Below are 22740 nucleotides of genomic sequence, written 5' to 3'. Positions count from 1 at the left end.
TAAAGGGGATGACATTTGAATGAGCTCAGAATTACTGGATGCTCTAATTATTCTTGAAAGAGAAAAGGGTATTAGTCGGGATATACTGATTGAAGCGATCGAAGCAGCTCTAGTTTCTGCTTATAAGAGAAATTTTAATCAAGCCCAAAATGTCCGTGTAGATTTAAATTTGGATACAGGGACCATGAGAGTTTTTGCTCGAAAAGAAATCGTCGATGAGGTTTTTGATTCTCGACTTGAAATTTCTATTGATGATGCGAAGAATATTAACCCTGCATATGATATTGGGGATATTGTAGAGTTGGAAGTAACGCCAAAAGATTTCGGTAGAATCGCCGCTCAAACAGCAAAACAAGTAGTTACGCAGCGTGTTCGAGAAGCAGAGCGCGGCATCATCTACTCCGAGTTTGTTGACAGAGAAGACGATATTATGACGGGGATTGTGCAACGCCACGACCCGAGATTTATTTACGTTAGTCTTGGAAAAATTGAAGCATTATTACCACAAAGTGAACAAATGCCGAATGAGACGTACAAACCTCATGACCGGATTAAAGTCTATATTACAAAAGTTGAAAAAACAACAAAGGGTCCACAAATATATGTATCACGTACTCATCCAGGTTTGTTAAAAAGGCTTTTTGAAATAGAAGTCCCGGAAATTTATGATGGTACAGTGGAAATAAAATCTGTAGCCCGAGAAGCTGGTGATCGCTCGAAAATATCAGTCAGCACTGATAATGCCGAAGTTGATCCGGTAGGTTCATGTGTAGGTCCTAAAGGATCCCGTGTGCAAGCGATTGTAAATGAACTAAAAGGCGAAAAAATCGATATTGTTGAATGGTCATCAGATCCCGTCGAGTTCGTTGCAAACGCACTAAGCCCGTCTAAAGTTTTAGATGTAGCTGTTAATGAAGAGAATAAAGCAACAACAGTTGTCGTTCCTGATTATCAACTATCGCTAGCTATCGGTAAACGGGGTCAAAATGCTAGGCTTGCGGCTAAATTGACCGGGTGGAAAATCGATATAAAAAGCGAAACCGATGCGCGTGAAGCAGGTATTTATCCACGTGAAGAATCATTTTTATTATTTGACGAAGATGAAACAAACGTAACATTCGATTTGAATGAGGATGAAATCGAGTAGAGGTGAATGGTTTTGGCAATTCGAAAAAAAATCCCAATGAGAAAATGTTTGGCAACAGGTGAAATGAAGCCAAAAAAAGAGATGATTAGAATTGTCCGATCAAAAGAAGGGGAAGTATCGGTAGATTTGACAGGGAAAAAGTCTGGCAGAGGCGCTTATATTTCATTGGAAAGAGAAGCGATCTTGGCAGCAAAAAAGAAAAATATCTTTGCTAGTCAGTTAAGCGCCGAAGTGAACGAGTCGATTTACGATGAACTACTCTCTTTAGTCGATAAGGAAAGTAAATAAATGATAAAACAGGAAAAATGGATGTCACTGCTTGGATTGGCAAATCGAGCGAGAAAGATTATTTCTGGAGAAGAATTGGTTGTTAAAGAAATTAAAAATGGCAAAGCCAAGCTTGTTTTAATATCCAATGATGCTTCTTTAAATACTTCCAAGAAAATACAGGATAAATGCACCCATTACCAAGTTCCACTTCGTTTCGTTGAAACCAGGGAAAAACTCGGCCATGCCATAGGGAAGGATGCAAGAGTAGTTGTAGCAATTTTGGAAGATGGCTTCGCAAAGAAGCTCGGTTCAATGCTCGATGAATAAAACGGGGGTGAACATATGAGTAAAGTACGTGTATATGAATACGCAAAAAAACAAAATACATCTAGTAAAGATGTAATTGAAAAATTAAAGAACATGAATATAGAAGTGGCTAACCATATGTCTACGATTGATGGTGAGACGGCCGGAAAACTAGATTCTTTGTTTAAAGGCAATAACAAACAAGATAAAGAGATGCCTAAGAAGCCTATGCAACAAAACAGGGAGAAAACTCAAGGCGAGCAGCCTGCTAAAAAGGAACGAGTGGTCCATTCTAGCAATCAGCAAAAAAGGGATAATAAACCTGTACAGGCGCAGCAAGGTAGTCATGGTAATGCACAACGCGGCCCTGGGCAACGTCGCCAAGATAAACCGCAAACACAAGCACAAGCAGCAACCAAACCGCAAACGAGCGGAAATCAACGTAATAATGAGATGGGGCAAAATAAAACAAATATGAAAAACAGCAGTGGAAGTACTCAGAATAAAAATCAACAGCAAAGAGGCGGCAATAAAGGCTTCAACAAGAACCGACGAGGAAATAATACAAATAAAAACACGAAGCAACGTCAAAAGCCGCAGCAGCATCAACCTGCACCTCAAAGGCAAAAAGAGCTTCCTGAAAAAATTACTTTTAGCGGTTCACTTACTGTAGGCGAGCTAGCGAAGAAAATTTATCGTGAACCTTCTGAAATTATTAAAAAACTATTTCTACTTGGTGTAATCGCGACGATTAATCAAGAACTAGATAAAGATGCCATTGAATTGATTTGCGGTGAGTATGGCGTTGAAGTGGAAGAGGAAATCCAAATTGACGCAACAGATTTAGAAGTGTATTTTACTGAAGAAGATGAGGAAAACTTAATAGAGCGCCCATCTGTTGTTACTATTATGGGACATGTTGACCATGGTAAAACGACATTGCTCGATTCATTACGTAATACGAAAGTAACAGCCGGTGAAGCTGGTGGGATTACCCAGCATATTGGTGCTTACCAAATTGAATCAAATGGCAAAAAGATTACATTTCTTGATACACCAGGTCACGCTGCTTTTACAACGATGCGTGCTCGGGGAGCAAAAGTAACGGATATTACCATTCTTGTTGTTGCTGCTGACGATGGTGTAATGCCACAGACGGTTGAAGCAATTAATCATGCCAAAGCAGCCGAAGTACCAATTATCGTTGCTGTTAATAAAATGGATAAGCCAACTGCGAATCCAGACCGGGTTATGCAGGAGCTTACTGAACATGGCTTGGTACCTGAAGACTGGGGTGGAGATACAATATTTGTTCCGATTTCCGCTTTAAAAGGAGAAGGTATCGACAGCTTGCTTGAAATGGTATTACTTGTAAGCGAAGTTGAAGAATTTAAGGCAAATCCTAATCGGAATGCAATCGGAACTGTTATTGAAGCACAGCTCGATAAAGGTCGTGGCTCTGTAGCAACGCTCCTTGTCCAAAATGGTACATTGAAAATAGGCGATCCAATTGTAGTTGGAAGCACGTATGGCCGAGTTCGCGCTATGGTAAATGATATCGGACGAAGAGTGAAAGAAGCTGCTCCATCTACTCCAGTTGAAATAACTGGGCTTAGTGATGTTCCGCAAGCAGGAGACCGTTTCGTAGTCTTTGACGATGAAAAAACGGCGCGGCAAATTGGTGAAATCCGTGCACAGGAAGCATTGCAGGCGTCACGAAATGAAAGCTCCCGCGTAAGCCTTGATACATTGTTTGAGCAAATGAAGCAAGGTGAAATGAAGGATTTAAATGTTATTGTAAAAGCTGATGTACAAGGTTCTGCAGAAGCATTAGCGGCCGCGCTCAGACAAATTAATGTTGAAGGCGTAAATACCAAGATTATTCATACTGCTGTAGGTGCGATTAATGAATCTGATATTACGCTTGCAGCTGCATCAAACGCTATCGTAATCGGATTTAATGTTCGACCGGATGTAAATGCTAAACGTGCTGCTGAATCTGAACAAGTTGATGTTCGTCTTCATAGAGTAATTTACAAAGCCATTGATGAAATAGAAGCTGCTATGAAGGGTATGCTTGATCCGGAATTTGAAGAAAAAATTATCGGCCAAGCGGAAGTTAGACAAACATTTAAAGTATCCAAAATTGGTACTATTGCTGGATCGTATGTTACTGACGGAAAAATTACTCGCGACAGCGGTGTTCGCTTGATCAGAAATGGAATTGTCATATTTGAGGGTGTAGTTGATGCCCTTAAGCGCTTTAAGGACGATGTAAAAGAAGTGAGCCAAGGTTATGAGTGTGGAATCACTATTAAAAATTTCAATGATATGAAAGAAGAAGATATTATTGAAGCGTTTTTGATGGAAGAAATTGAGCGCACTTGATCGGTTTCGTTGAATGTGAGTATAGAATTTTCCAAACTCATTCATTAAAAGAAAAGCGTGCTGTGCTCAAACGGACTTTAACGAGGCTAAAGCAAAAGTTTAATGTATCTGCTGCCGAAGTAGAACATCAAGATTTATGGCAATTGACAAAAATTGCGATAGTCACTGTTTCTACCTCCCAGAAGTCGGCGGAACGTGAACTTGATTATGCCCTTAAATTTCTTGACTCTTTCCCAGAATGGGAAAGAGTCAAGACAAATTTTGAATGGCTGTAATGTGAGGTGTTTGACATGAGTGTACGTGCAAATCGAGTTGGAGAACAAATGAAAAAAGAAATTGGTGAAATAATCACCCGCAAGCTTAAAGATCCAAGGGTTGGCTTTGTCACCGTCACTGATGTGCATGTGACAGGGGATCTTCAGCAGGCTACGATTTATATATCCGTTCTTGGCGATGATGAACAGAAAGAATCTACTTTGCTAGGACTCGCTAAAGCTAAAGGATTTATTAGATCAGAAATAGGCCAAAGAATTCGTCTACGCAAAACTCCAGAAATTAATTTTGAATTTGATGAATCAATTGGCTATGGAAATAAAATAGAATCATTATTAAAACAAATTAAAGAAGACTGAGACTGGCTTCTAGAAAATGGGATAGACATGGAGTCTATCCCATTTTCTATGCAACAAAAGAAGCACTTGGAAGGGGGATGGCAATGGACGGAATTTTACCATTATGGAAGCCAATGGGATTAACATCACATGACTGTGTGTTTAAAATCCGAAAAATGCTAAGGACAAAAAAAGTCGGTCACACTGGTACATTAGATCCTGATGTGGAAGGTGTCCTTCCTATTTGTTTAGGTAAAGCAACAAAAATTGCTGAGTATATTACCGATGCTGGCAAAGTGTATGAAGGTGAAGTGACATTAGGCTTTTCTACTACTACTGAAGATGCCTCAGGTGATGTGGTTGAAAGTAATAAAGTTGATCGCAATATCTCAATCGAAGAAATTAAAACTGTCTTGCAGTCTTTAACTGGAGAAATTGAGCAAACTCCTCCGATGTATTCGGCAGTTAAGGTTAATGGGAAAAGGTTATATGAATATGCACGTGCAGGTATCTTAGTTGACCGCCCATCTAGAAAAGTGAATATTTACGATTTAACTCTTTTTAATGAATCTATTTCTGCTAAGGATGGGCTAGTTTCTTTCGCGTTTCGCGTACATTGCAGCAAGGGAACGTATATTCGCACACTTTCCGTCATGATTGGAGAAAAATTAGGTTTTCCGGCTCACATGTCCAAACTGACACGTGTAGCCTCAGCTGATTTTACTGTAAATGATTGTGTGACTTTCGATACACTTGAACGGATTATTGAAGAAGGAAAATTAGCTGATATCATTTATCCACTTGAAAAGGGAATTTCTCATTTGCCTATCTATCAATTAGATGATAATTTAGCATTAAAGGTAAAAAACGGTGCGGTTTTAACCAAGCCTAAAACTTGGCCAGAGGGTGAAGTTGTGATGACTTATCATGATATGGCTCTCGCGATTTATCAAGCACATCCTGAAAAAGAAAACGTCATAAAGCCGGTCAAGGTTTTGCGAAATGAAAATATATAATATCCAAATGCCAGAAATAAGGTGACCAGTATTGAAAGTAATAATGATCCATCATCCACACAATATTGATATTAAGGATTTACCGCCGATGGCCATGGCTCTTGGCTTTTTTGACGGCGTACATAAAGGGCATCAAAAAGTAATTTTAACAGCTAGGCAAATAGCGAATGATAATGGTTGGAAAAGTTCAGTTATGACATTTGATCCACATCCATCTGTCGTTCTTGGTACGAAAAATAAGACCATTCATTATATAACACCACTGAAAGATAAAATTGAAAAAATCGCTTCACTTAAAGTTGATTTTTTATTTGTTGTGCGATTTACCTCTGCTTTTGCTAGTGTAGAGCCTGAGAAATTTGCAGATGATTACCTTGCAAAATTAAATGTCCGTCACGTTGTAGCAGGCTTTGATTATACGTATGGAAAGTTTGGAAAAGGTACAATGGAAACATTGCCAATTCATTCAAAAGATAACTTTAAAGTAACAACAGTAGCCAAATTGGAAGATAAAGAAGAAAAAATAAGTTCTACAGCCATCAGAAATCTGTTGAATCAAGGTGATGTATACGATGCTAAAGCATTACTTGGCCGTTTCTACACGACAAAAGGCACCGTTGTTCACGGAGAAAAGCGAGGAAGGACGATAGGATTCCCAACGGCAAACGTCCAAATCCTAAGCGATTATCTTATTCCTAAAACAGGGGTATATGCGGTCCGGATACTTGTCGCCGAAACTTGGGAAAATGGAGTATGTAATGTTGGCTATAAGCCTACTTTCAATAAGCCAGGGCATTCCCAGCTATCAATCGAAGTTCACATTTTAGATTTTGATCGTTCTATATATGGTGAAGAAGTAAGTATAGAGTGGCATATGAGACTAAGGGATGAAAAAAAGTTCAGTGGAATTGAAGAGCTGAAATTACAAATTAATAAGGATAAAGAAATTGCGGTAGGATACTTTCAAACATTAGGTAAATAAACTTGATTTTTCTTTTAGAAAGATGTATCCTAATACAGTATCAAGAACCTTTGCTTGGCAAAACGACTCACCAACGTTTGCTAGGTAACAGGGGATTTTAAAACAGGAGGTGAAATAGGATGGCGATTTCTCAAGAACGTAAAAACGAAATCATCAACCAATATAAGATTCATGAAAATGATACCGGATCTCCGGAAGTTCAAATTGCGGTATTGACAGAAGATATCAACAAATTGAACGATCATCTTCGCACGCACAAAAAGGACCATCATTCAAGACGTGGTTTGATGAAAATGGTAGGCCGACGCCGTAACCTTTTAACGTATCTTCGTAATAAAGATGTGCAGCGTTATCGTGAATTAATTAACAGCCTTGGCTTGCGTAGATAATCAACGCAGAGCTATTTGAAAAAGCGGGATTTTTTCCCGCTTTTTTGTTAGGATTTATTAATAAGGTTTCATCGTATGCTAACTGTGGCAATACTGCTAAGGACTGTCATGTTTAAGCATGGCAGAACTGAACATTGGACATGCGTGTGATAAAGAAAAGCGGAGGCGCCTTGCAAAGGAAGAACGGCTAAGATCGCCACGTCCTGTGGCAACGCCGTTCTGACCCGCATCCTGCGGGCCTCCGACAAGCAAATGTTCTGAGACAATAAAAGTCCGTTCTTGACTTTTCTTGTCTCAGGTTATTTGACCTCGAGGGCTAGGCGCTGGAGCTGGACAGCTATACTTCTTTTAAAGAAAACGCAAGCGATTAATAATGATCACACTTATGTCTAATGTTCAGTGTGCAGGCAGCATCGATGATTCCAACAAGTAACAGTGGCTAAACCATAGTTCTCTGTGAACAATATAAAAAAGAGTCGACAATCGCTTTATGAAAGAGAGGAAATTCTGCATGGATCAAACGAAACAAACTTTTAGCATTGATTGGGCAGGTCGCAAACTGACTGTAGAAGTAGGCCAATTAGCGAAACAAGCAAACGGAGCTGTTTTAGTTCGTTATGGTGATACAGCTGTTTTATGTTCAGCTACTGCATCAAAAGAACCAAAAGCGGTTGATTTCTTCCCATTGACAGTAAATTATGAGGAAAGATTATACGCAGTTGGTAAAATTCCCGGAGGATTTATTAAAAGGGAAGGGCGTCCAAGTGAAAAAGCTATTCTCGCTAGCCGATTAATTGACCGTCCTATTCGTCCTCTATTTGCTGATGGCTTCCGTAATGATGTACAAGTGATTAGCATCGTAATGAGTGTGGATCAAAACTGCGATTCGGAAATGGCAGCAATGTTTGGTTCATCCCTTGCGTTAAGCGTTTCTGATATTCCGTTTGAAGGGCCAATTGCAGGTGTTAGAGTTGGACGTGTTGACGGGGATTTTGTTATTAATCCCACTGTTGACCAAATGGAGCAGAGTGATATTGATCTCGTTGTTGCAGGTACAAAGGACGCAATAAACATGGTCGAAGCAGGGGCAAATGAAGTTCCAGAAGAAACAATGCTTGCAGCAATTATGTATGGACATGATGAAATAAAACGACTAATTGCTTTCCAAGAAGAGATTGTCGCTAAAGCTGGAAAAGAAAAACGTGAAATCCCACTTTATGAAGTAAATGCTGACTTAGAAGCCGAAGTTCGTGCAATGTGTGAAACTTCACTTATTGCTGCAATTCAAGTTGAAGAAAAACATGCTCGCGAAGAGGCAATCCAGACTGTAAAAGACAAGGTTATTGCTGACTTTTCTGAGCGTGAAACTTCAGATGATGCAATCATGAAAGAAGTCAAGCATATTTTAAGCAATCTTGTTAAAGACGAAGTACGCCGTTTAATAACAGTTGAAAAAGTTCGTCCGGATGGTCGGAAACCAGATGAAATCCGTCCTCTTTCTTCTGAGGTACGCTTGTTAGCTAGAACACATGGCTCCGGTTTATTTACTCGAGGCCAAACACAAGCATTGAGCATTTGTACATTAGGAGCTTTAGGCGACGTACAAATTCTTGATGGTCTTGGCATTGAAGAATCGAAAAGATTTATGCACCATTATAACTTTCCACACTTTAGTGTTGGGGAAACAGGTCCGATTCGTGGACCGGGACGAAGAGAGATTGGACACGGTGCCCTTGGAGAAAGAGCTTTGGAACCTATCATTCCAAATGAGGTAGATTTTCCATATACAATTAGGCTTGTTTCCGAAGTTTTGGAATCTAATGGTTCCACATCTCAAGCAAGTATTTGTGCAAGTACCCTTGCAATGATGGATGCAGGTGTTCCAATTAAGGCACCAGTTGCTGGTATTGCTATGGGATTAGTTAAAACGGGAGAACATTATACAGTTTTAACAGATATTCAAGGGATGGAAGACCATCTTGGTGATATGGATTTCAAAGTTGCAGGAACTGCACAAGGTGTTACTGCATTGCAAATGGATATAAAAATTAAGGGGCTTTCTCGAGATATTCTTGAAGAAGCTTTAATGCAGGCTAAGCAAGGAAGAATGCATATTTTAGAATCCATGCTAGCAACTATTACAGAACCAAGGACACGCTTGTCCGAATATGCTCCAAAAATCCTGACCATGCAAATTAATCCGGATAAGATTAGAGATGTTATTGGACCTAGCGGGAAACAAATAAATAAAATTATTGAAGAAACTGGCGTAAAGATTGATATTGAGCAAGATGGTAAAGTTTTCATTGCATCAGCTGATGAGGATATGAATGCGAAGGCCAAGAAAATCATCGAAGATCTTGTGCGCGAAGTTGAAATTGGTCAAATGTATTTAGGAAAAGTAAAACGCATCGAAAAATTTGGTGCTTTTGTTGAATTATTCCCTGGAAAAGATGGCCTAGTCCATATATCTCAACTAGCGGAAGAAAGAGTAAACAAAGTAGAAGATGTAGTTGCAATTGGTGATGAGCTTCTCGTAAAAGTTATTGAAATAGACAATCAAGGCAGAGTTAATATTTCAAGAAAAGCTGTACTTAAAGAACAAAAAGAGCAACAGGATAAAGAATAATCGAAGCCAGGGTAACCTGGCTTTTTTTTCTTTTTGCTTAGTATTGTATAGCGCCAGTAGGTCCCCACACTTAGTTCTAACTTGTCCTCCTTATTCATAATGTAATTTGTGAAGGAGGTTTTGGCTTTGTACAATACAAAAAACTTGCTTGGCTTCGTAGTGATTGCTATTCTATCAATGTCTGTTATTTTTAATCCCTATACAACTGAGTATATTAGCCGATTAAAAACGGATGCTATATATGTAAATCAAGTACAAAATAAATTGTATAGGCAAATAGAACGTGCGGCGGAACATTATAATGTTGAACCGCAAGATGCTAAGCTTGATCGAGTCTGGAAAGCTATGCCCGGTTATAATGGAATAAAAGTGGACATCGATTCATCATACCAAAAGATGAAAAAAGGGAAGGTGTTTGATGAGCGAAAACTTGTTTTTATCCAAGTTCCACCTAAAGTACATTTAAAGGATTTGCCTCCTTCCCCGATTTTTCGAGGTCATCAGGAGAAGCCGATGGTTAGTTTTTTAATTAATGTAGCATGGGGAAATGAATATTTGCCGAAAATGCTGGAAACTCTTAAGAGAAACAACATTCATGCAACCTTCTTTTTGGAAGGGCGATGGGTGAAAGAAAATCCAGATTTAGCTAAAATGATTGCTGATAGTGGACATGAATTAGGAAATCATTCATACAGTCATCCTAATATGAAAATACTAGGGGCGGCTAAAATAAGAGAAGAGATTACTAAAACAAATGAGATTATCGAAGCTACTACTGGAAAAAAAGTAACATGGTTCGGTCCGCCCAGCGGCGCATTACGTGATGAAACAGTGGAAATTGCCCATTCGTTAAAAATGCGAACCGTAATGTGGACGGTGGATACAATTGATTGGCAAAAGCCGTCGCCACATGTATTGATTCAGCGTGTTACCTCTAAAGTGCATCCTGGTGCTATGATTCTTATGCATCCAACAGAACCAACTGCACAGGCGCTTGAAAAATTAATATTAGAACTTAAAACCCGGAACTTAAAAATTGCGACTGTTTCTAAATTAATGGATGAAGAACGGATTATAAAATTAAATGGGATAAAAAACATGGAAGAGAATAATAAGCATCCATAAAATGTTCAAATAGATTGGACATAAGGTATGTTTCTTTGCACCATGAACAGGAGGAATTGCTTTATGAAGAAATATATATGCCAAAATGGAGTAAGAGTTGTCCTAGAACAAATTCCTACAGTTCGGTCAGTAGCAATAGGTATTTGGATTGGAACAGGATCGCGTGATGAGGATGAAAGTAATAATGGTATTTCTCACTTTTTAGAACATATGTTTTTTAAAGGAACCGATACTCGCTCAGCAAGAGAAATTGCGGAGTCTTTCGATTCAATTGGTGGCCAAGTAAACGCATTCACATCAAAGGAATATACGTGTTACTATGCAAAAGTACTTGATAACCACGCAAAATATGCCTTGGAAATTTTAGCTGATATGTTTTTTAATTCGGTTTTCGACAAGGATGAGCTTAATAAAGAAAAAAATGTAGTTTTAGAAGAGATAAAAATGTATGAAGATACCCCCGATGACATTGTTCATGATATGTTGAGTAAAGCGGCTTATGAAACACATCCGCTTGGCTATCCCATTCTTGGAACAGAAGCAACACTTGAACGATTTACGAGTGAATTATTAAAAGATTATGTTCATAATATGTATACACCGGATAACGTTGTCATTTCTATTGCAGGAAACATTGATGAGAGTTTTATAAGTAATATCGAACAATACTTTGGATCTTTTGAAAGAGGGACAAAACAGATAGTAGAGATAAGCCCCAAATTTCACACAAACAAGATTACAAAACAGAAAGACACTGAACAAGCCCACCTTTGCATCGGATTTGAAGGTTTGCCAATTGGGCATGAAGATATTTATAATTTAATTGTCATGAATAATATTTTCGGTGGAAGTATGTCATCCCGTTTGTTTCAAGAAGTTCGTGAAGAAAAAGGACTCGCTTATTCTGTTTTTTCCTACCATTCTTCCTTTAAAGATAGTGGCTTAGTAACTCTTTACGGAGGTACAGGAGCTAATCAAATGGATGAACTATATGACACAATGCATTCTACGTTAGAAAAGCTAACAGATAAAGGTATTACTTTAAAAGAGCTAACTAACAGTAAAGAACAGCTAAAAGGAAACTTGATGCTTAGCCTGGAAAGTACTAACAGTAGAATGAGCCGAAATGGCAAAAATGAGTTACTACTTGGAAGGCATCGCACATTAGACGATATTATCGAATCCATAGACAATGTAACAATAGAAAGCGTAAATAAAATTGCCAATCAAATATTTGCAAATGATTATACAATTTCATTAATTAGTCCAGATAATAAACTTCCAGCTCGCCTCGGATGAATAACTTACCCCTTTGAAACCAATAAGGGGTTTTTTTGATTCTAAAAATGGCTAATCCAGCCTATACATGGTATTAATGGATTTCAAAAGGGGGGGCAATATGCGTCTTAGCGAACTTGGTGGAAAAGAGATCGTAGATTATAAAAAAGCGGAAAGACTAGGTATACTTGGCCAGACAGATCTTGAAATTGATTCAAGAACAGGTGAAATCAATCATTTGATTATTCCTTCCGGTAAATGGAAGGGAATGAGAAAAGGAGGAAATGAGATCAAAGTTCCGTGGCATTTTATAAGGACAATAGGAACCGATATGATTATTCTTGAAGTTCCTGAAAATAAATAGTAATAAACATAAAGGCAATTCAATCGCTTTTTCAGACTGTAGACAAACTCGAAATATATCGGGGGTGTTGACAGTATGTTTATTTTATATAGGGCAGGTTTACCGAAGCTTACCGCTCGCTTTCCGCGGGGCGAGCGCCGAGCCGCTTCGTCGCTACGCTCCTTTAGTGTCTCGGCTGTCTCGCAGATCCTGTAGGAGTCGAGCGGACGCTTCTCCAAACCAATAAAATGCTACATTATAAAACAAATGAAAAGTCAACCAGATCTTTAGTTTTACGCAAAAGATTATCATGTGGAACTACTAAATCATTAATATTCATATATGGACAAAAAACCATTGATTGGAGCGAAAGTGCGAGACTCCTGCGGGATCAGCGGGACAGGTGAGACCCCACAGGCGTTTACGCCGAGGAGGCTCTTGGAAAAGCGAAAGCGCCTTGACCAGCCCCGACAAGCATAAGACATATTACGTAGTGGCTTGCCTTTCAGCCACGAAGTAATATGACTTATGACCTCGAGGGGCTAGGCGCTGTAGCTGGACAAACCGCCCGCCCCGCGGAAAGCGAGCAACTGTAGCGGAAATCAACCTTCCGCGTTACTTAGTTAAAAGCAACAAAGTTTGCGCAAACAGCTCCCCAAAAAATAAATTGGGGACTACGAGTAAGAAAGCGTCCGCCTGGAGCGGAAATCAAGAGGCCGGTTAGCAGAGACCATCAATGAATGAAAAGTTGCCTAGAAATATACCCTTTATCGACAATCTGTAAGGCGATTATTATCGCCTTTTTTTGTTGGAATTAAATAATTTTTTGAGTTCCTACAAAGTCTTACATGCACCGCCTATTCCAACAAACATACACTGATTGTGCGGTGTTATTCAGCATGCAAAAGAAGGTGAAGAAACTTGATGTTGACAGATATGCACATAGCCGTATTGGGCGGAGATGCAAGGCAGTTGGAGATAATTAGAAAATTAACAGAACTGGATGCCAAGTTATTTTTAATTGGCTTTGAGCAACTAGCTCAGCCTTTCTCCGGAGCTGTGAAAGAAAAATTGGAAAACGTGGACTTTTCACAAATGGACTCGTTAATCCTCCCAGTACCGGGAACTAATCTTCAGGGTGAAGTAGAGACGATATTTTCAAGTGAAAAAATTGTTTTAACCGAGCAAATTCTTAATATGACGCCTTCTTACTGTACCATTTATTCTGGAATCAGCAATACTTACTTGGATCAAATATCAAAAGATTCGAATCGTAGACTGATCCAGCTTTTCGAAAGAGATGATGTGGCCATTTATAATTCGATTCCTACTGTCGAAGGGACGATTATGATGGCAATTCAAAATACTGACATTACGATCCATCAGTCATCCATTGCTGTTTTAGGACTCGGCCGTGTCGGTATGAGTGTTGCAAGAACCTTTGCGCTTTTGGGAGCAAAAGTTAAAGTAGGGGCAAGAAAAAGCGCCCATCTTGCGAGAATAACGGAAATGGGGCTAGTGCCCTTTCATTTAAATGATTTAAAGGATGAGGTTAAAGATCTTGATATGTGCATTAATACAATTCCATCTTTGATATTAAACGCAGGTATTATCGCAAATATGCCTTCTAATAGTTTGATTATCGATTTAGCGTCAAAACCTGGCGGAACAGATTTTCGCTATGCTGAAAAACGAGGTATAAAAGCATTACTTGCACCGGGGCTTCCGGGTATCGTTGCTCCAAAATCGGCAGGGCAAATACTTGCAAATGTACTTTCTCAGCTCCTTGCTGAAGATTTGGAAAAAAGGAAGGAGAAATCATAATGAGCTTAGAAGGAAAAAGAATTGGTTTCGGTATGACTGGATCTCACTGTACTTATGATGCTGTAATGCCTGAAATAGAGAAACTAATTGAAATTGGCGCTGAGGTAATACCAGTAGTAACATACACATTGAAAAATACAAATACAAAATTCGGAGATGGCATTGACTGGCTGGCTAGAATTGAAAAAGCAACAGGACGAAAAGCGATTGATTCAATTGTTGACGCTGAGCCGTTAGGACCAAGGGAACCGCTGGATTGCATGGTCATTGCTCCATTAACCGGTAATTCGATGAGCAAATTTGCCAATGCTTTAACCGATTCACCTGTACTCATGGCAGCAAAAGCCACATTAAGGAATCGGCGACCCGTTGTTTTAGGCATTTCTACAAATGATGCCCTTGGTTTAAATGGAATGAATTTAATGAAACTCATGGCAGCCAAGAATATATATTTTATTCCATTTGGTCAAGACGATCCTGTTAAAAAACCGACATCCATGGTTGCCAGAATGGAACTCCTTCCCGAAACAGTCGCAGCGGCCATTGAAGGGCATCAGTTCCAACCGGTCATTGTAGAGCGCTTTCGAGATTGAAAAGAAAATAATAATTAGGCCCATAATAGTTTATTAAATAGCTTTTTGCTAAAATAATACCGATAGCCGAGCCAATGTGATAAAATAATAGGTATTAACGATATTCAAATATCAACCAAGATCATCGTAATGTTGGAGTGGAAGGGGAATTCTTAATGTCGAAACTACAAGGCTATCATTTGGCTATTATGGGAGCAACTGGAGCAGTTGGACAACAAATATTGAAAACATTGGAAAAGAGAGATTTTCCAATCCGAAAGCTATCCTTATTGTCTTCAGCACGTTCTGCAGGCAAGGAAATTACTTTTAAAGGACAGACAATTATAGTAGAAGAAGCAGTTCCTGAAGCATTTGAAGGTGTGGATATTGCCCTTTTTAGTGCAGGAGGAAGCATTTCAGAAAAATTTGCGCATGAGGCAGTAAAACGCGGTGCGATCGTTATAGATAATACAAGTGCTTTTCGGATGAATCCAGAGGTGCCACTTGTTGTACCAGAGGTGAATGAGCAAGCCCTTCATGGTCACAATGGCATCATTGCAAATCCAAATTGCTCTACTATCCAAATGGTTGCTGCCCTTGAGCCAATTAAAAAAGCATACGGATTACAAAAAGTCGTTGTTTCCACATACCAAGCTGTTTCGGGTGCCGGTGCAGCTGCTATAAACGAATTAAAGGAACAAACAAATGCAATTTTAAATAATGAAGATTTCAGCCCGAGTGTTCTTCCTGTCGGTAGCGCTGATAAGCATTACCAAATAGCTTTTAACGTCATTCCTCAAATCGATCAATTTAGTGATAATGGCTTTACTTTAGAGGAATTGAAAATGATTAATGAAACAAAGAAAATAATGGAAATGCCTGATTTGAAAGTGGCTGCAACATGTGTTCGTCTACCGGTGGAAACAGGCCATTCAGAATCTGTATATATTGAAATTGAGAAAGATCACGTTGAAGTAGAAGACATAAAAAATACATTATTAAATGCACCAGGTGTTACTTTACAAGACAAACCTACGGAACAATTGTATCCAATGCCGGCAATGGCAGCTGGTAAAGAGGATGTATTTGTAGGCAGAATCCGAAAAGATTTGGATGAAGAAACAGGATTCCATATGTGGATTGTTTCTGATAACTTACTTAAGGGTGCTGCACTGAATACGATTCAAATTGCGGAAAGTCTAATAAAATTAGGCTTGGTTTCTAACAAACAGTATAGTTAATGGCAGATGGGGTGAAAGCATGAAAATAATCGTCCAAAAATTTGGCGGAACCTCCGTTCAAAATGACGAAACCAGGCAGCACGCTGTCGGCCATATCGAACGTGCGATTAAAGAAGGTTATAAAGTCATTACAGTAGTGTCAGCGATGGGGCGAAAAGGAGATCCTTACGCTACAGACACATTATTATCACTTGCTGGCGGAAACAAAACTCAATTATCCAATAGAGAGCAGGATATGCTGCTCTCTTGTGGCGAAACGATTTCAAGTGTCGTTTTCTCACAAATGCTGAAAGAAAATGGTATTAAGGCAACTGCTATGACTGGAGCCCAGGCAGGCTTTATCACTAGCAATGATCATACGAATGCAAAAATATTAGAAATGAAATGTAACAGACTCTTAAATGAGCTAGATTCCCATGATGTAATTGTCGTGGCAGGTTTTCAGGGAGCGGCAAAAAACGGCGACATCACTACAATTGGCAGGGGTGGAAGCGATACGTCCGCTGCTGCACTTGCAGCCGCATTAAATGCTGAATGGATTGATATATTTACGGATGTGGACGGAATGATGACAGCGGACCCTCGATTAGTAGAGAAAGCGCGGCCTCTCACAATAGTTACTTATAATGAAGTATGCAATATGGCCTATCAAGGGGCGAAGGTGATTCATCCACGGGCTGTTGAAATTGCCATGCAGGCAAAAATTCCAATCAGGATTAGATCAACATATACCGATTCCCCCGGAACGCTGGTTACTTCGCTCAGTAAACAAAATCAGAGTGCTGATGTATACGAGCGCCTTGTCACTGGAATCGCTTATGTTCCCAACGTGTCACAAATAAAAGTGGCTGCTAACGAAGGGCAATACAACCTTCAGTCGGAAGTGTTCAAGGCTATGGCAAATGAAAATATAAGCGTTGATTTCATTAATATTTCGCCTAATAGCGTTGTTTATACTGTTCCTGAGGCTGCAGTCGAAAAAGCCATAACTGTATTAAGAAAACAGGGATATGAGCCTTCCGTTGAAAGGAACTGTGCGAAGGTGTCCGTGGTAGGGGCAGGAATCGCCGGAGTACCTGGCGTAACTGCTAAAATTGTTACGGCTTTGTCTGAAAAGGAAATTCGGATCTTACAATCTGCAGACAGCCATACTACTATATGGGTGCTTGTCGACGGGATTGATTTAGCAGAAGCTGTCAACGCATTACATGATATTTTTCAACTACAGGATGAAAAAGTTGAACATGAACTAAAAGATTGAGGTGTGTAGAAATGGTTCATTTTGGCCGTGTATCAACTGCAATGGTGACTCCATTTGATCGAAAAGGAAATATTGATTTTACTAAAACAACAAAGCTCGTCAACCATTTAATTAGCAATGGCACTGACTCTCTTGTTGTTGCCGGTACAACAGGTGAATCTCCAACCCTCTCTACAGAGGAAAAAATCGCATTGTTTAAGCAAGTTGTGAAAGCCGCCGAAGGCAGAGTGCCTGTTATTGCAGGAACAGGAAGTAATAATACGTATGCTTCGATAGAACTGACAAAAAAAGCCGAAGAAATTGGCATGGATGGAATTATGTTAGTAGCCCCTTATTATAGCAAGCCTAATCAAGCGGGCTTATTTGAACATTTTCATTCGATTGCCAATTCTACTTCTTTGCCAGTTATGATTTATAATATTCCAGGCAGAGCAGCGGTTAATATTGCACCAGAGACGATAATTGAACTTTCAAAGGTTGAAAATATTATTGCTGTTAAAGAAGCAAGTGGTGATCTCGGCGCGATGGCAAAGATCATTGAAGGAACGGATGAAACATTTCAACTTTATAGTGGTGATGACGGATTAGCGCTACCAGTTCTCGCAATTGGTGGAAATGGCGTAGTATCGGTCGCTAGCCATGTAATTGGCCCTGAAATGCAAGAGATGGTCCGTTTGTTCGAAGAAGGGGACCATCAGCAAGCTGCCACACTTCATAGGAGGCTGTTACCGCTCATGGGTGGTCTTTTCCAAGCACCAAGTCCCGCTCCTGTTAAAACTGCATTGCAAATGACTGGGTTTGATGTAGGTTCTGTCCGACTGCCTCTCGTTCCACTTTCGGAACAGGAAAGATCATCGCTATTATCCTTGTTAGAATCTGTAAAATAAAAACACGGAGCTAAATTATTTACTATAAATAAAAGCTGGTTCCCAATATGGAACCGGCTTTTATTTTTTCTAAGGATTGGTATTTGTTGAACAGCGATTTCACATTCAAGTATAATGAGACTAACTGATGCAGATCGGGAATATAAAATGGGAGGAAATGGATTTGACAAAAATAAAAAATGAAATAATTAAAATTATTCCACTGGGAGGTGTGGGGGAGATTGGGAAAAATATGTACGTCATCGAAGTTGATACGGAGATTTTTATAATCGATGCCGGACTCATGTTCCCCGAAAACGAAATGTTGGGTATTGATATTGTCATCCCTGATATATCGTGGCTAGAAGAACAAAAGGATCGGATTAAAGCAATTTTCTTAACGCATGGACATGAAGATGCAATCGGTGCCTTGCCGTATATCCTCCGTAAAATTAAAGCGCCGGTTTATGGTTCAAAGTTAACGATTGCATTAGCACGTGAAAAAATGAAAGAACATAATATGAAATTGGATGTTCAGTTTCAAACGGTTAAATCTAATTCGAAATTAAGGTTTGAAGGAGTAGCTGTCAGCTTCTTCCATACCACACATAGCATTCCTGATTCACTTGGTGTTTGTATTCATACATCCGAAGGAAAAATTGTCCATACAGGCGATTTTAAATTTGACCAAGCCGCAACTGGACTGTATAAGTCTGAAATAGGAAAAATGGCGAGCATAGGAGATTCAGGGGTACTTTGTCTTCTATCCGATAGTAAGGACGCTGAGCATCCCGGATTTACTACTTCCGAATCTGTAATGGCACGAGAAATTTCAAATGCTTTTCACGCAGCACCAGGACGGATGATTGTCGCATGTTTTGCATCCAATTTCATTAGAATCCAACAAGCGCTGGATGCTGCATTTGAAAACGGGAGAAAAGTCGCTGTTGTCGGCAAAAGCATTGAACGGACTTTTGATATCGCCCTTAAATTAGGATATATAAGTGTGGAAGATAAAGAGCTCATTATTCCGATCCAAGAGATTGGAAAATATGAAGATAAAAATGTAGTGATCATTTCAACTGGAATTATGGGCGAGCCCATTGAAGCACTTCAGAAAATGGCTAGGCAAAACCATAAGCAGGTCAATATTAAAAAAGGGGATACTGTCCTTATTACAGCGACACCTTCAGCAGCCCATGAGACATCTTTATTTAAAACAATTGACTTACTTTACCGTGCTGGAGCAGTTGTGAGTTCAGCTAATCGAAAAGTACACGTTTCTGGACATGGCAGTCAGGAAGATTTGAAATTAATGCTTAATTTAATGAAGCCCAAATACTTTATTCCAATTCAGGGTGAATATAGAATGCTTTTTTCACATTCAAAAGTAGCTCAAGAGGTTGGGTTGTCAAAAGAGCAAATATTCATCCCAGGTAAAGGTGAAGTAATCGAATATAAAAATGGCAAAATGAGTACTGGTAATCGGGTACCAGCAGGTAATGTTTTAATTGACGGAATTGGTATTGGAGATGTGGGCAATATTGTGCTTCGTGACAGAAAACTATTATCACAGGACGGAATTTTCACTGTCGTTGTAACACTCAATAAGAAACAGAAAACAATCGCATCAGGTCCCGAGATTATTTCACGAGGATTTGTATATGTACGTGAATCCGAGCAATTGCTTGAAGAATCAGCATCAATCGTTCGCAAAATAGTTGATGAGGCAGTCTCAGGCGACTCTTTTGACTGGTCAAGCCTAAAGCAAGACATTAGGGACAAGCTCAATCACTTTCTTTATGAGAAAACAAAAAGAAGACCAATGATCTTACCAATAATTATGGAAGTGTAAAAAAGCTAAGGATTTATATTAAGGCTAGCCCGTAGATATTATGGGATAGCCTTTTTCCTTTTTAGAATGAAAATGTCTCCACAGTTTATACTATGGTTAATCACAAGTATTTCTTAGGAGGCCACCATGCAAAATCAAGATATGTCCAAAATGGACGTTGATCAACCAAATGAATCACCTGTGGATAAACCATCAGGTATCATTGAAAAAATTCAGCAGCTGGGACAAACAAACGTACCACAGCTTGCTCAAGATACGAATATCCATTGTTTAACCATTATTGGCCAGATCGAAGGCCATATGCAATTACCTCCACAAAATAAAACAACGAAGTATGAGCATATTATCCCTCAATTGGTGGCAATTGAACAAAATCCAAAAATTGAAGGGTTGCTTGTTGTCCTTAATACAGTTGGTGGTGATGTTGAAGCAGGGCTTGCCATTTCCGAAATGATTTCCACCTTATCCAAGCCTTCCGTCTCAATCGTTTTAGGAGGGGGCCATTCTATCGGAGTTCCAATTGCGGTTTCTTGCGCTTATTCATTTATTGCAGAAACTGCCACTATGACAATCCATCCCATCAGGTTAACAGGACTTGTTATCGGAGTTCCCCAGTCCTTTGAATATATGGATAAAATGCAAGAGCGAGTGGTGAAATTTGTAACAAGGAATTCCGATGTAACCGAAGAAACATTTAAAGATTTAATGTTTGCAAAGGGTAATTTAACACGAGATATCGGAACAAATGTAATTGGGGCAGATGCAGTTAAATATGGGCTGATTGACGAAGTAGGCGGGCTCGGTAAAGCACTAAGTAAATTAAACGAACTAATTGCTTTGCGCGGAAGCCAAAGACCTGAAGAAGGGATGATACAATGATCATTCATTCAATCGTTCCTCCCGAACTCATTTTTCAAGATAACGCGGAACATTTCTCCGGCCAAATGTCCCTTACGCGAAATGGAATTCCTATGATCGTTGAACAAAGCGGTAATATGTATAAAGTAATCCGCATTATGAGCAGCGATCCAGCAGATTATTTAAGGATGGATTTTCATCCGGGATCGTATATTTCTTTGTATGAATAAACTATTTACTTATTTAGCCTCTTTTCGGTTGATATATCGAATGGAGGTTTTTGTTTTATTTAAAAATTGTATCTATTCATTTTTCGTTAATTATGATTTAATTATAAGTATTGTAAAAATTTCATAAACACTGGGGATAGACGTGATGAAGAATTGGAAAAAAATCCTTCTATTAGCGATTCCATCAATTGCTTCTTTTGCTTCCATGACAGTTACTGGGATGATTAACTTGATCATGGTTGGAAATCTTGGAGCGATGGCGATTGCAATTGTAGGTGTAACGAATGTTATTATGTATAATGCTTGGGCGATGTTTTCGGGAATAGGACATACCGTTAATTATTTAGTTGCACAAAACTATGGATCAAATGATATGAAGAAAGGCCTTGAACGAACGTTCATTGCTCTTGGGTTCGGCCTTCTTGCCGGTATCTTTACTATCCTTGTAGGATTCTTCGGAGCAGAAGGTATATTGAGACTGATGGGCAGTCCGGATCGCATGGTAGAAGAAGGAATTACCTACCTGCAAATTCGCTTTTACGCAATGCTTTTTTCAATATTAACGTTTACACTATATAGTTTTTTTCGTGGTATTGGAGATACGAGAACCCCGATGTATGCGTCCTTAATTGGGAACGGTATCATGATCTTTTTTACCTATTCACTAACATATGGGAACTTTGGATTCCCCGAGCTTGGTTTAAAAGGTGCCGGAATCGCTTTGTTTCTGGGTGAACTTGCCGCATTTATACTAATCGTTTATGCATTTATTATGAGATTGAAGGAAACTTTCGGAATACGAATTAAAGCTGTGATTGGTTCTATGTTGGATTATGCAGAATCAAAGTTAATTTTTATCGAAAGTTTTAAATTGGGAACACTAGAGTTTTCCCAGAGTTTGGCGATGCTTGTTTTTACAGCATTTGTTACTCGCCTCGGGACAAACGCACTTGCATCAAATGAAATTGCCTTAAGCGTGATGAGTCTAGGATTTATGCCGGCATTTGCATTCGGTTCAACCGCTACAATTCTCGTAGGACAGGAACTAGGAAAAAACAAACCGGATATAGCAAAAAAACTGGGAATAGAAACTGCCGTCATTGGAACGGTATTTCTACTAGTCCTCGGAACAGTGGAATTCTTTTTTGCAGAACCAATTGCTAAAATATACACGAATGAACCGGAAGTTTTCTTATTAACCGCTAGTTTAATCATGATATCTGCTTTCCTACAGCTTTTTGATGGCTTTCTAAACTTTTTTTCTGGAGCATTGCGTGGTATAGGAGATACTACCTTCCTATTACGTGCATCCCTTATTCTTGCTTGGGGGGTATTCGTACCATTATCCTATTTGATGGTGTTTGTTATGGATTTTGGAAGCTACGGTGCATGGATTGCCCTTTATATTTATCTGACAATCTTTGGTATAACAATCATGACTCGATTTTTCCTTAAGGATTTTACAAAAGTAAGCTTAAAAAAAGCGATTAAAAAACCTGCCTAATATATGAAAATACAAAAAGGCTGCCGGGGAACCTCTGCAGTCTTT

23 protein-coding genes are annotated in these 22740 nt (G+C 39.2%); 22 read left to right on the top strand and 1 reads right to left on the bottom strand.

Annotation, left to right across the window (positions count from 1 at the left end; all coding sequences use genetic code 11):
* Window positions 1-19: 19 nt before the first annotated feature.
* The 9 genes from nusA (at window position 20) to rpsO (ending at window position 7109) form a co-directional block, all read left to right on the top strand.
* Window positions 20-1147 (top strand): transcription termination factor NusA, encoded by a 1128-nt coding sequence (gene nusA, locus KHA88_RS06620; protein WP_213096676.1) that lies wholly within the window; start codon window positions 20-22, stop codon window positions 1145-1147.
* 6 nt (window positions 1148-1153) lie between these two features.
* Entirely contained in the window at window positions 1154-1435 is a 282-nt protein-coding gene (gene rnpM, locus KHA88_RS06615) for an RNase P modulator RnpM (protein ID WP_430413622.1), read from the top strand.
* On the top strand, window positions 1436-1744 hold the full coding sequence (locus KHA88_RS06610; RefSeq protein ID WP_283247407.1) for a YlxQ family RNA-binding protein: 309 nt from the start codon (window positions 1436-1438) through the stop codon (window positions 1742-1744). It abuts the gene before it with no gap.
* 15 nt (window positions 1745-1759) lie between these two features.
* Window positions 1760-4111 carry a translation initiation factor IF-2 gene (gene infB / locus KHA88_RS06605; RefSeq protein ID WP_213096678.1) on the top strand — a complete coding sequence of 784 codons (2352 nt, stop codon included), beginning with the start codon at window positions 1760-1762 and terminating at the stop codon, window positions 4109-4111.
* A complete protein-coding gene (locus KHA88_RS06600; protein ID WP_213121648.1) occupies window positions 4108-4386 on the top strand; it encodes a DUF503 domain-containing protein in 279 nt (92 codons plus the stop codon). Before infB ends, KHA88_RS06600 begins: the two co-directional genes overlap by 4 nt.
* Before the next feature lie 15 nt (window positions 4387-4401).
* Window positions 4402-4743 carry a 30S ribosome-binding factor RbfA gene (gene rbfA, locus KHA88_RS06595; RefSeq protein ID WP_213096680.1) on the top strand — a complete coding sequence of 114 codons (342 nt, stop codon included), beginning with the start codon at window positions 4402-4404 and terminating at the stop codon, window positions 4741-4743.
* Window positions 4744-4826: 83 nt separating this feature from the next.
* Window positions 4827-5738, top strand: coding sequence for a tRNA pseudouridine(55) synthase TruB (gene truB / locus KHA88_RS06590; protein ID WP_213096681.1), 912 nt, complete (start codon window positions 4827-4829; stop codon window positions 5736-5738).
* 31 nt (window positions 5739-5769) lie between these two features.
* On the top strand, window positions 5770-6720 hold the full coding sequence (gene ribF / locus KHA88_RS06585) for a bifunctional riboflavin kinase/FAD synthetase (RefSeq protein WP_213121647.1): 951 nt from the start codon (window positions 5770-5772) through the stop codon (window positions 6718-6720).
* Window positions 6721-6839: 119 nt separating this feature from the next.
* Complete coding sequence (gene rpsO, locus KHA88_RS06580; RefSeq protein WP_213096683.1) at window positions 6840-7109, top strand: 30S ribosomal protein S15; 270 nt, start codon at window positions 6840-6842, stop codon at window positions 7107-7109.
* A 68-nt stretch (window positions 7110-7177) separates the two neighbouring features.
* Here the strand turns inward: rpsO and KHA88_RS06575 are convergent, their stop codons facing one another.
* Complete coding sequence (locus KHA88_RS06575) at window positions 7178-7339, bottom strand: hypothetical protein (RefSeq protein ID WP_213121646.1); 162 nt, start codon at window positions 7337-7339, stop codon at window positions 7178-7180.
* A gap of 281 nt (window positions 7340-7620) precedes the next feature.
* Between KHA88_RS06575 and pnp the strand changes: the two genes are divergently transcribed.
* The 13 genes from pnp to KHA88_RS06510 all read left to right on the top strand — a co-directional run bounded on the left by pnp (window position 7621) and on the right by KHA88_RS06510 (window position 22695).
* Window positions 7621-9738: a polyribonucleotide nucleotidyltransferase gene (gene pnp / locus KHA88_RS06570; RefSeq protein WP_213096684.1), complete on the top strand. Its 2118-nt coding sequence runs from the start codon at window positions 7621-7623 to the stop codon at window positions 9736-9738.
* 177 nt (window positions 9739-9915) lie between these two features.
* Window positions 9916-10863, top strand: a complete 948-nt coding sequence (locus KHA88_RS06565) for a polysaccharide deacetylase family protein (protein WP_213097822.1) — start codon at window positions 9916-9918, stop codon at window positions 10861-10863.
* 63 nt (window positions 10864-10926) lie between these two features.
* On the top strand, window positions 10927-12162 hold the full coding sequence (locus tag KHA88_RS06560; RefSeq protein ID WP_213096685.1) for a M16 family metallopeptidase: 1236 nt from the start codon (window positions 10927-10929) through the stop codon (window positions 12160-12162).
* Between the two features lie 100 nt (window positions 12163-12262).
* On the top strand, window positions 12263-12505 hold the full coding sequence (locus tag KHA88_RS06555) for a YlmC/YmxH family sporulation protein (RefSeq protein WP_213096686.1): 243 nt from the start codon (window positions 12263-12265) through the stop codon (window positions 12503-12505).
* Between the two features lie 903 nt (window positions 12506-13408).
* Window positions 13409-14308, top strand: a complete 900-nt coding sequence (gene dpaA / locus KHA88_RS06550) for a dipicolinic acid synthetase subunit A (RefSeq protein ID WP_213096687.1) — start codon at window positions 13409-13411, stop codon at window positions 14306-14308.
* Window positions 14308-14901 carry a dipicolinate synthase subunit B gene (gene dpaB, locus KHA88_RS06545; protein ID WP_213096688.1) on the top strand — a complete coding sequence of 198 codons (594 nt, stop codon included), beginning with the start codon at window positions 14308-14310 and terminating at the stop codon, window positions 14899-14901. Before dpaA ends, dpaB begins: the two co-directional genes overlap by 1 nt.
* A 155-nt stretch (window positions 14902-15056) precedes the next feature.
* Complete coding sequence (gene asd, locus KHA88_RS06540; protein ID WP_213121645.1) at window positions 15057-16121, top strand: aspartate-semialdehyde dehydrogenase; 1065 nt, start codon at window positions 15057-15059, stop codon at window positions 16119-16121.
* Between the two features lie 19 nt (window positions 16122-16140).
* On the top strand, window positions 16141-17382 hold the full coding sequence (gene dapG / locus KHA88_RS06535; protein ID WP_213096690.1) for an aspartate kinase: 1242 nt from the start codon (window positions 16141-16143) through the stop codon (window positions 17380-17382).
* Between the two features lie 11 nt (window positions 17383-17393).
* Window positions 17394-18269 (top strand): 4-hydroxy-tetrahydrodipicolinate synthase, encoded by an 876-nt coding sequence (gene dapA, locus KHA88_RS06530; protein ID WP_213121644.1) that lies wholly within the window; start codon window positions 17394-17396, stop codon window positions 18267-18269.
* 163 nt (window positions 18270-18432) lie between these two features.
* Window positions 18433-20103: a ribonuclease J gene (locus KHA88_RS06525; RefSeq protein ID WP_283247406.1), complete on the top strand. Its 1671-nt coding sequence runs from the start codon at window positions 18433-18435 to the stop codon at window positions 20101-20103.
* A 150-nt stretch (window positions 20104-20253) separates the two neighbouring features.
* Entirely contained in the window at window positions 20254-20982 is a 729-nt protein-coding gene (locus KHA88_RS06520; protein WP_430413640.1) for a ClpP family protease, read from the top strand.
* Window positions 20979-21191 carry a YlzJ-like family protein gene (locus KHA88_RS06515; protein WP_213096692.1) on the top strand — a complete coding sequence of 71 codons (213 nt, stop codon included), beginning with the start codon at window positions 20979-20981 and terminating at the stop codon, window positions 21189-21191. The genes KHA88_RS06520 and KHA88_RS06515 overlap by 4 nt, the downstream gene beginning before the upstream one ends.
* 145 nt (window positions 21192-21336) lie before the next feature.
* Complete coding sequence (locus tag KHA88_RS06510) at window positions 21337-22695, top strand: MATE family efflux transporter (RefSeq protein ID WP_213121643.1); 1359 nt, start codon at window positions 21337-21339, stop codon at window positions 22693-22695.
* Window positions 22696-22740 lie beyond the last annotated feature (45 nt).

Origin of the sequence: Lederbergia citrea (assembly GCF_018343525.1) — a bacterium.
Lineage (GTDB): Bacteria > Bacillota > Bacilli > Bacillales > Bacillaceae_C > Lederbergia > Lederbergia citrea.
This window is presented reverse-complemented; position numbering and strand designations above follow the sequence as displayed.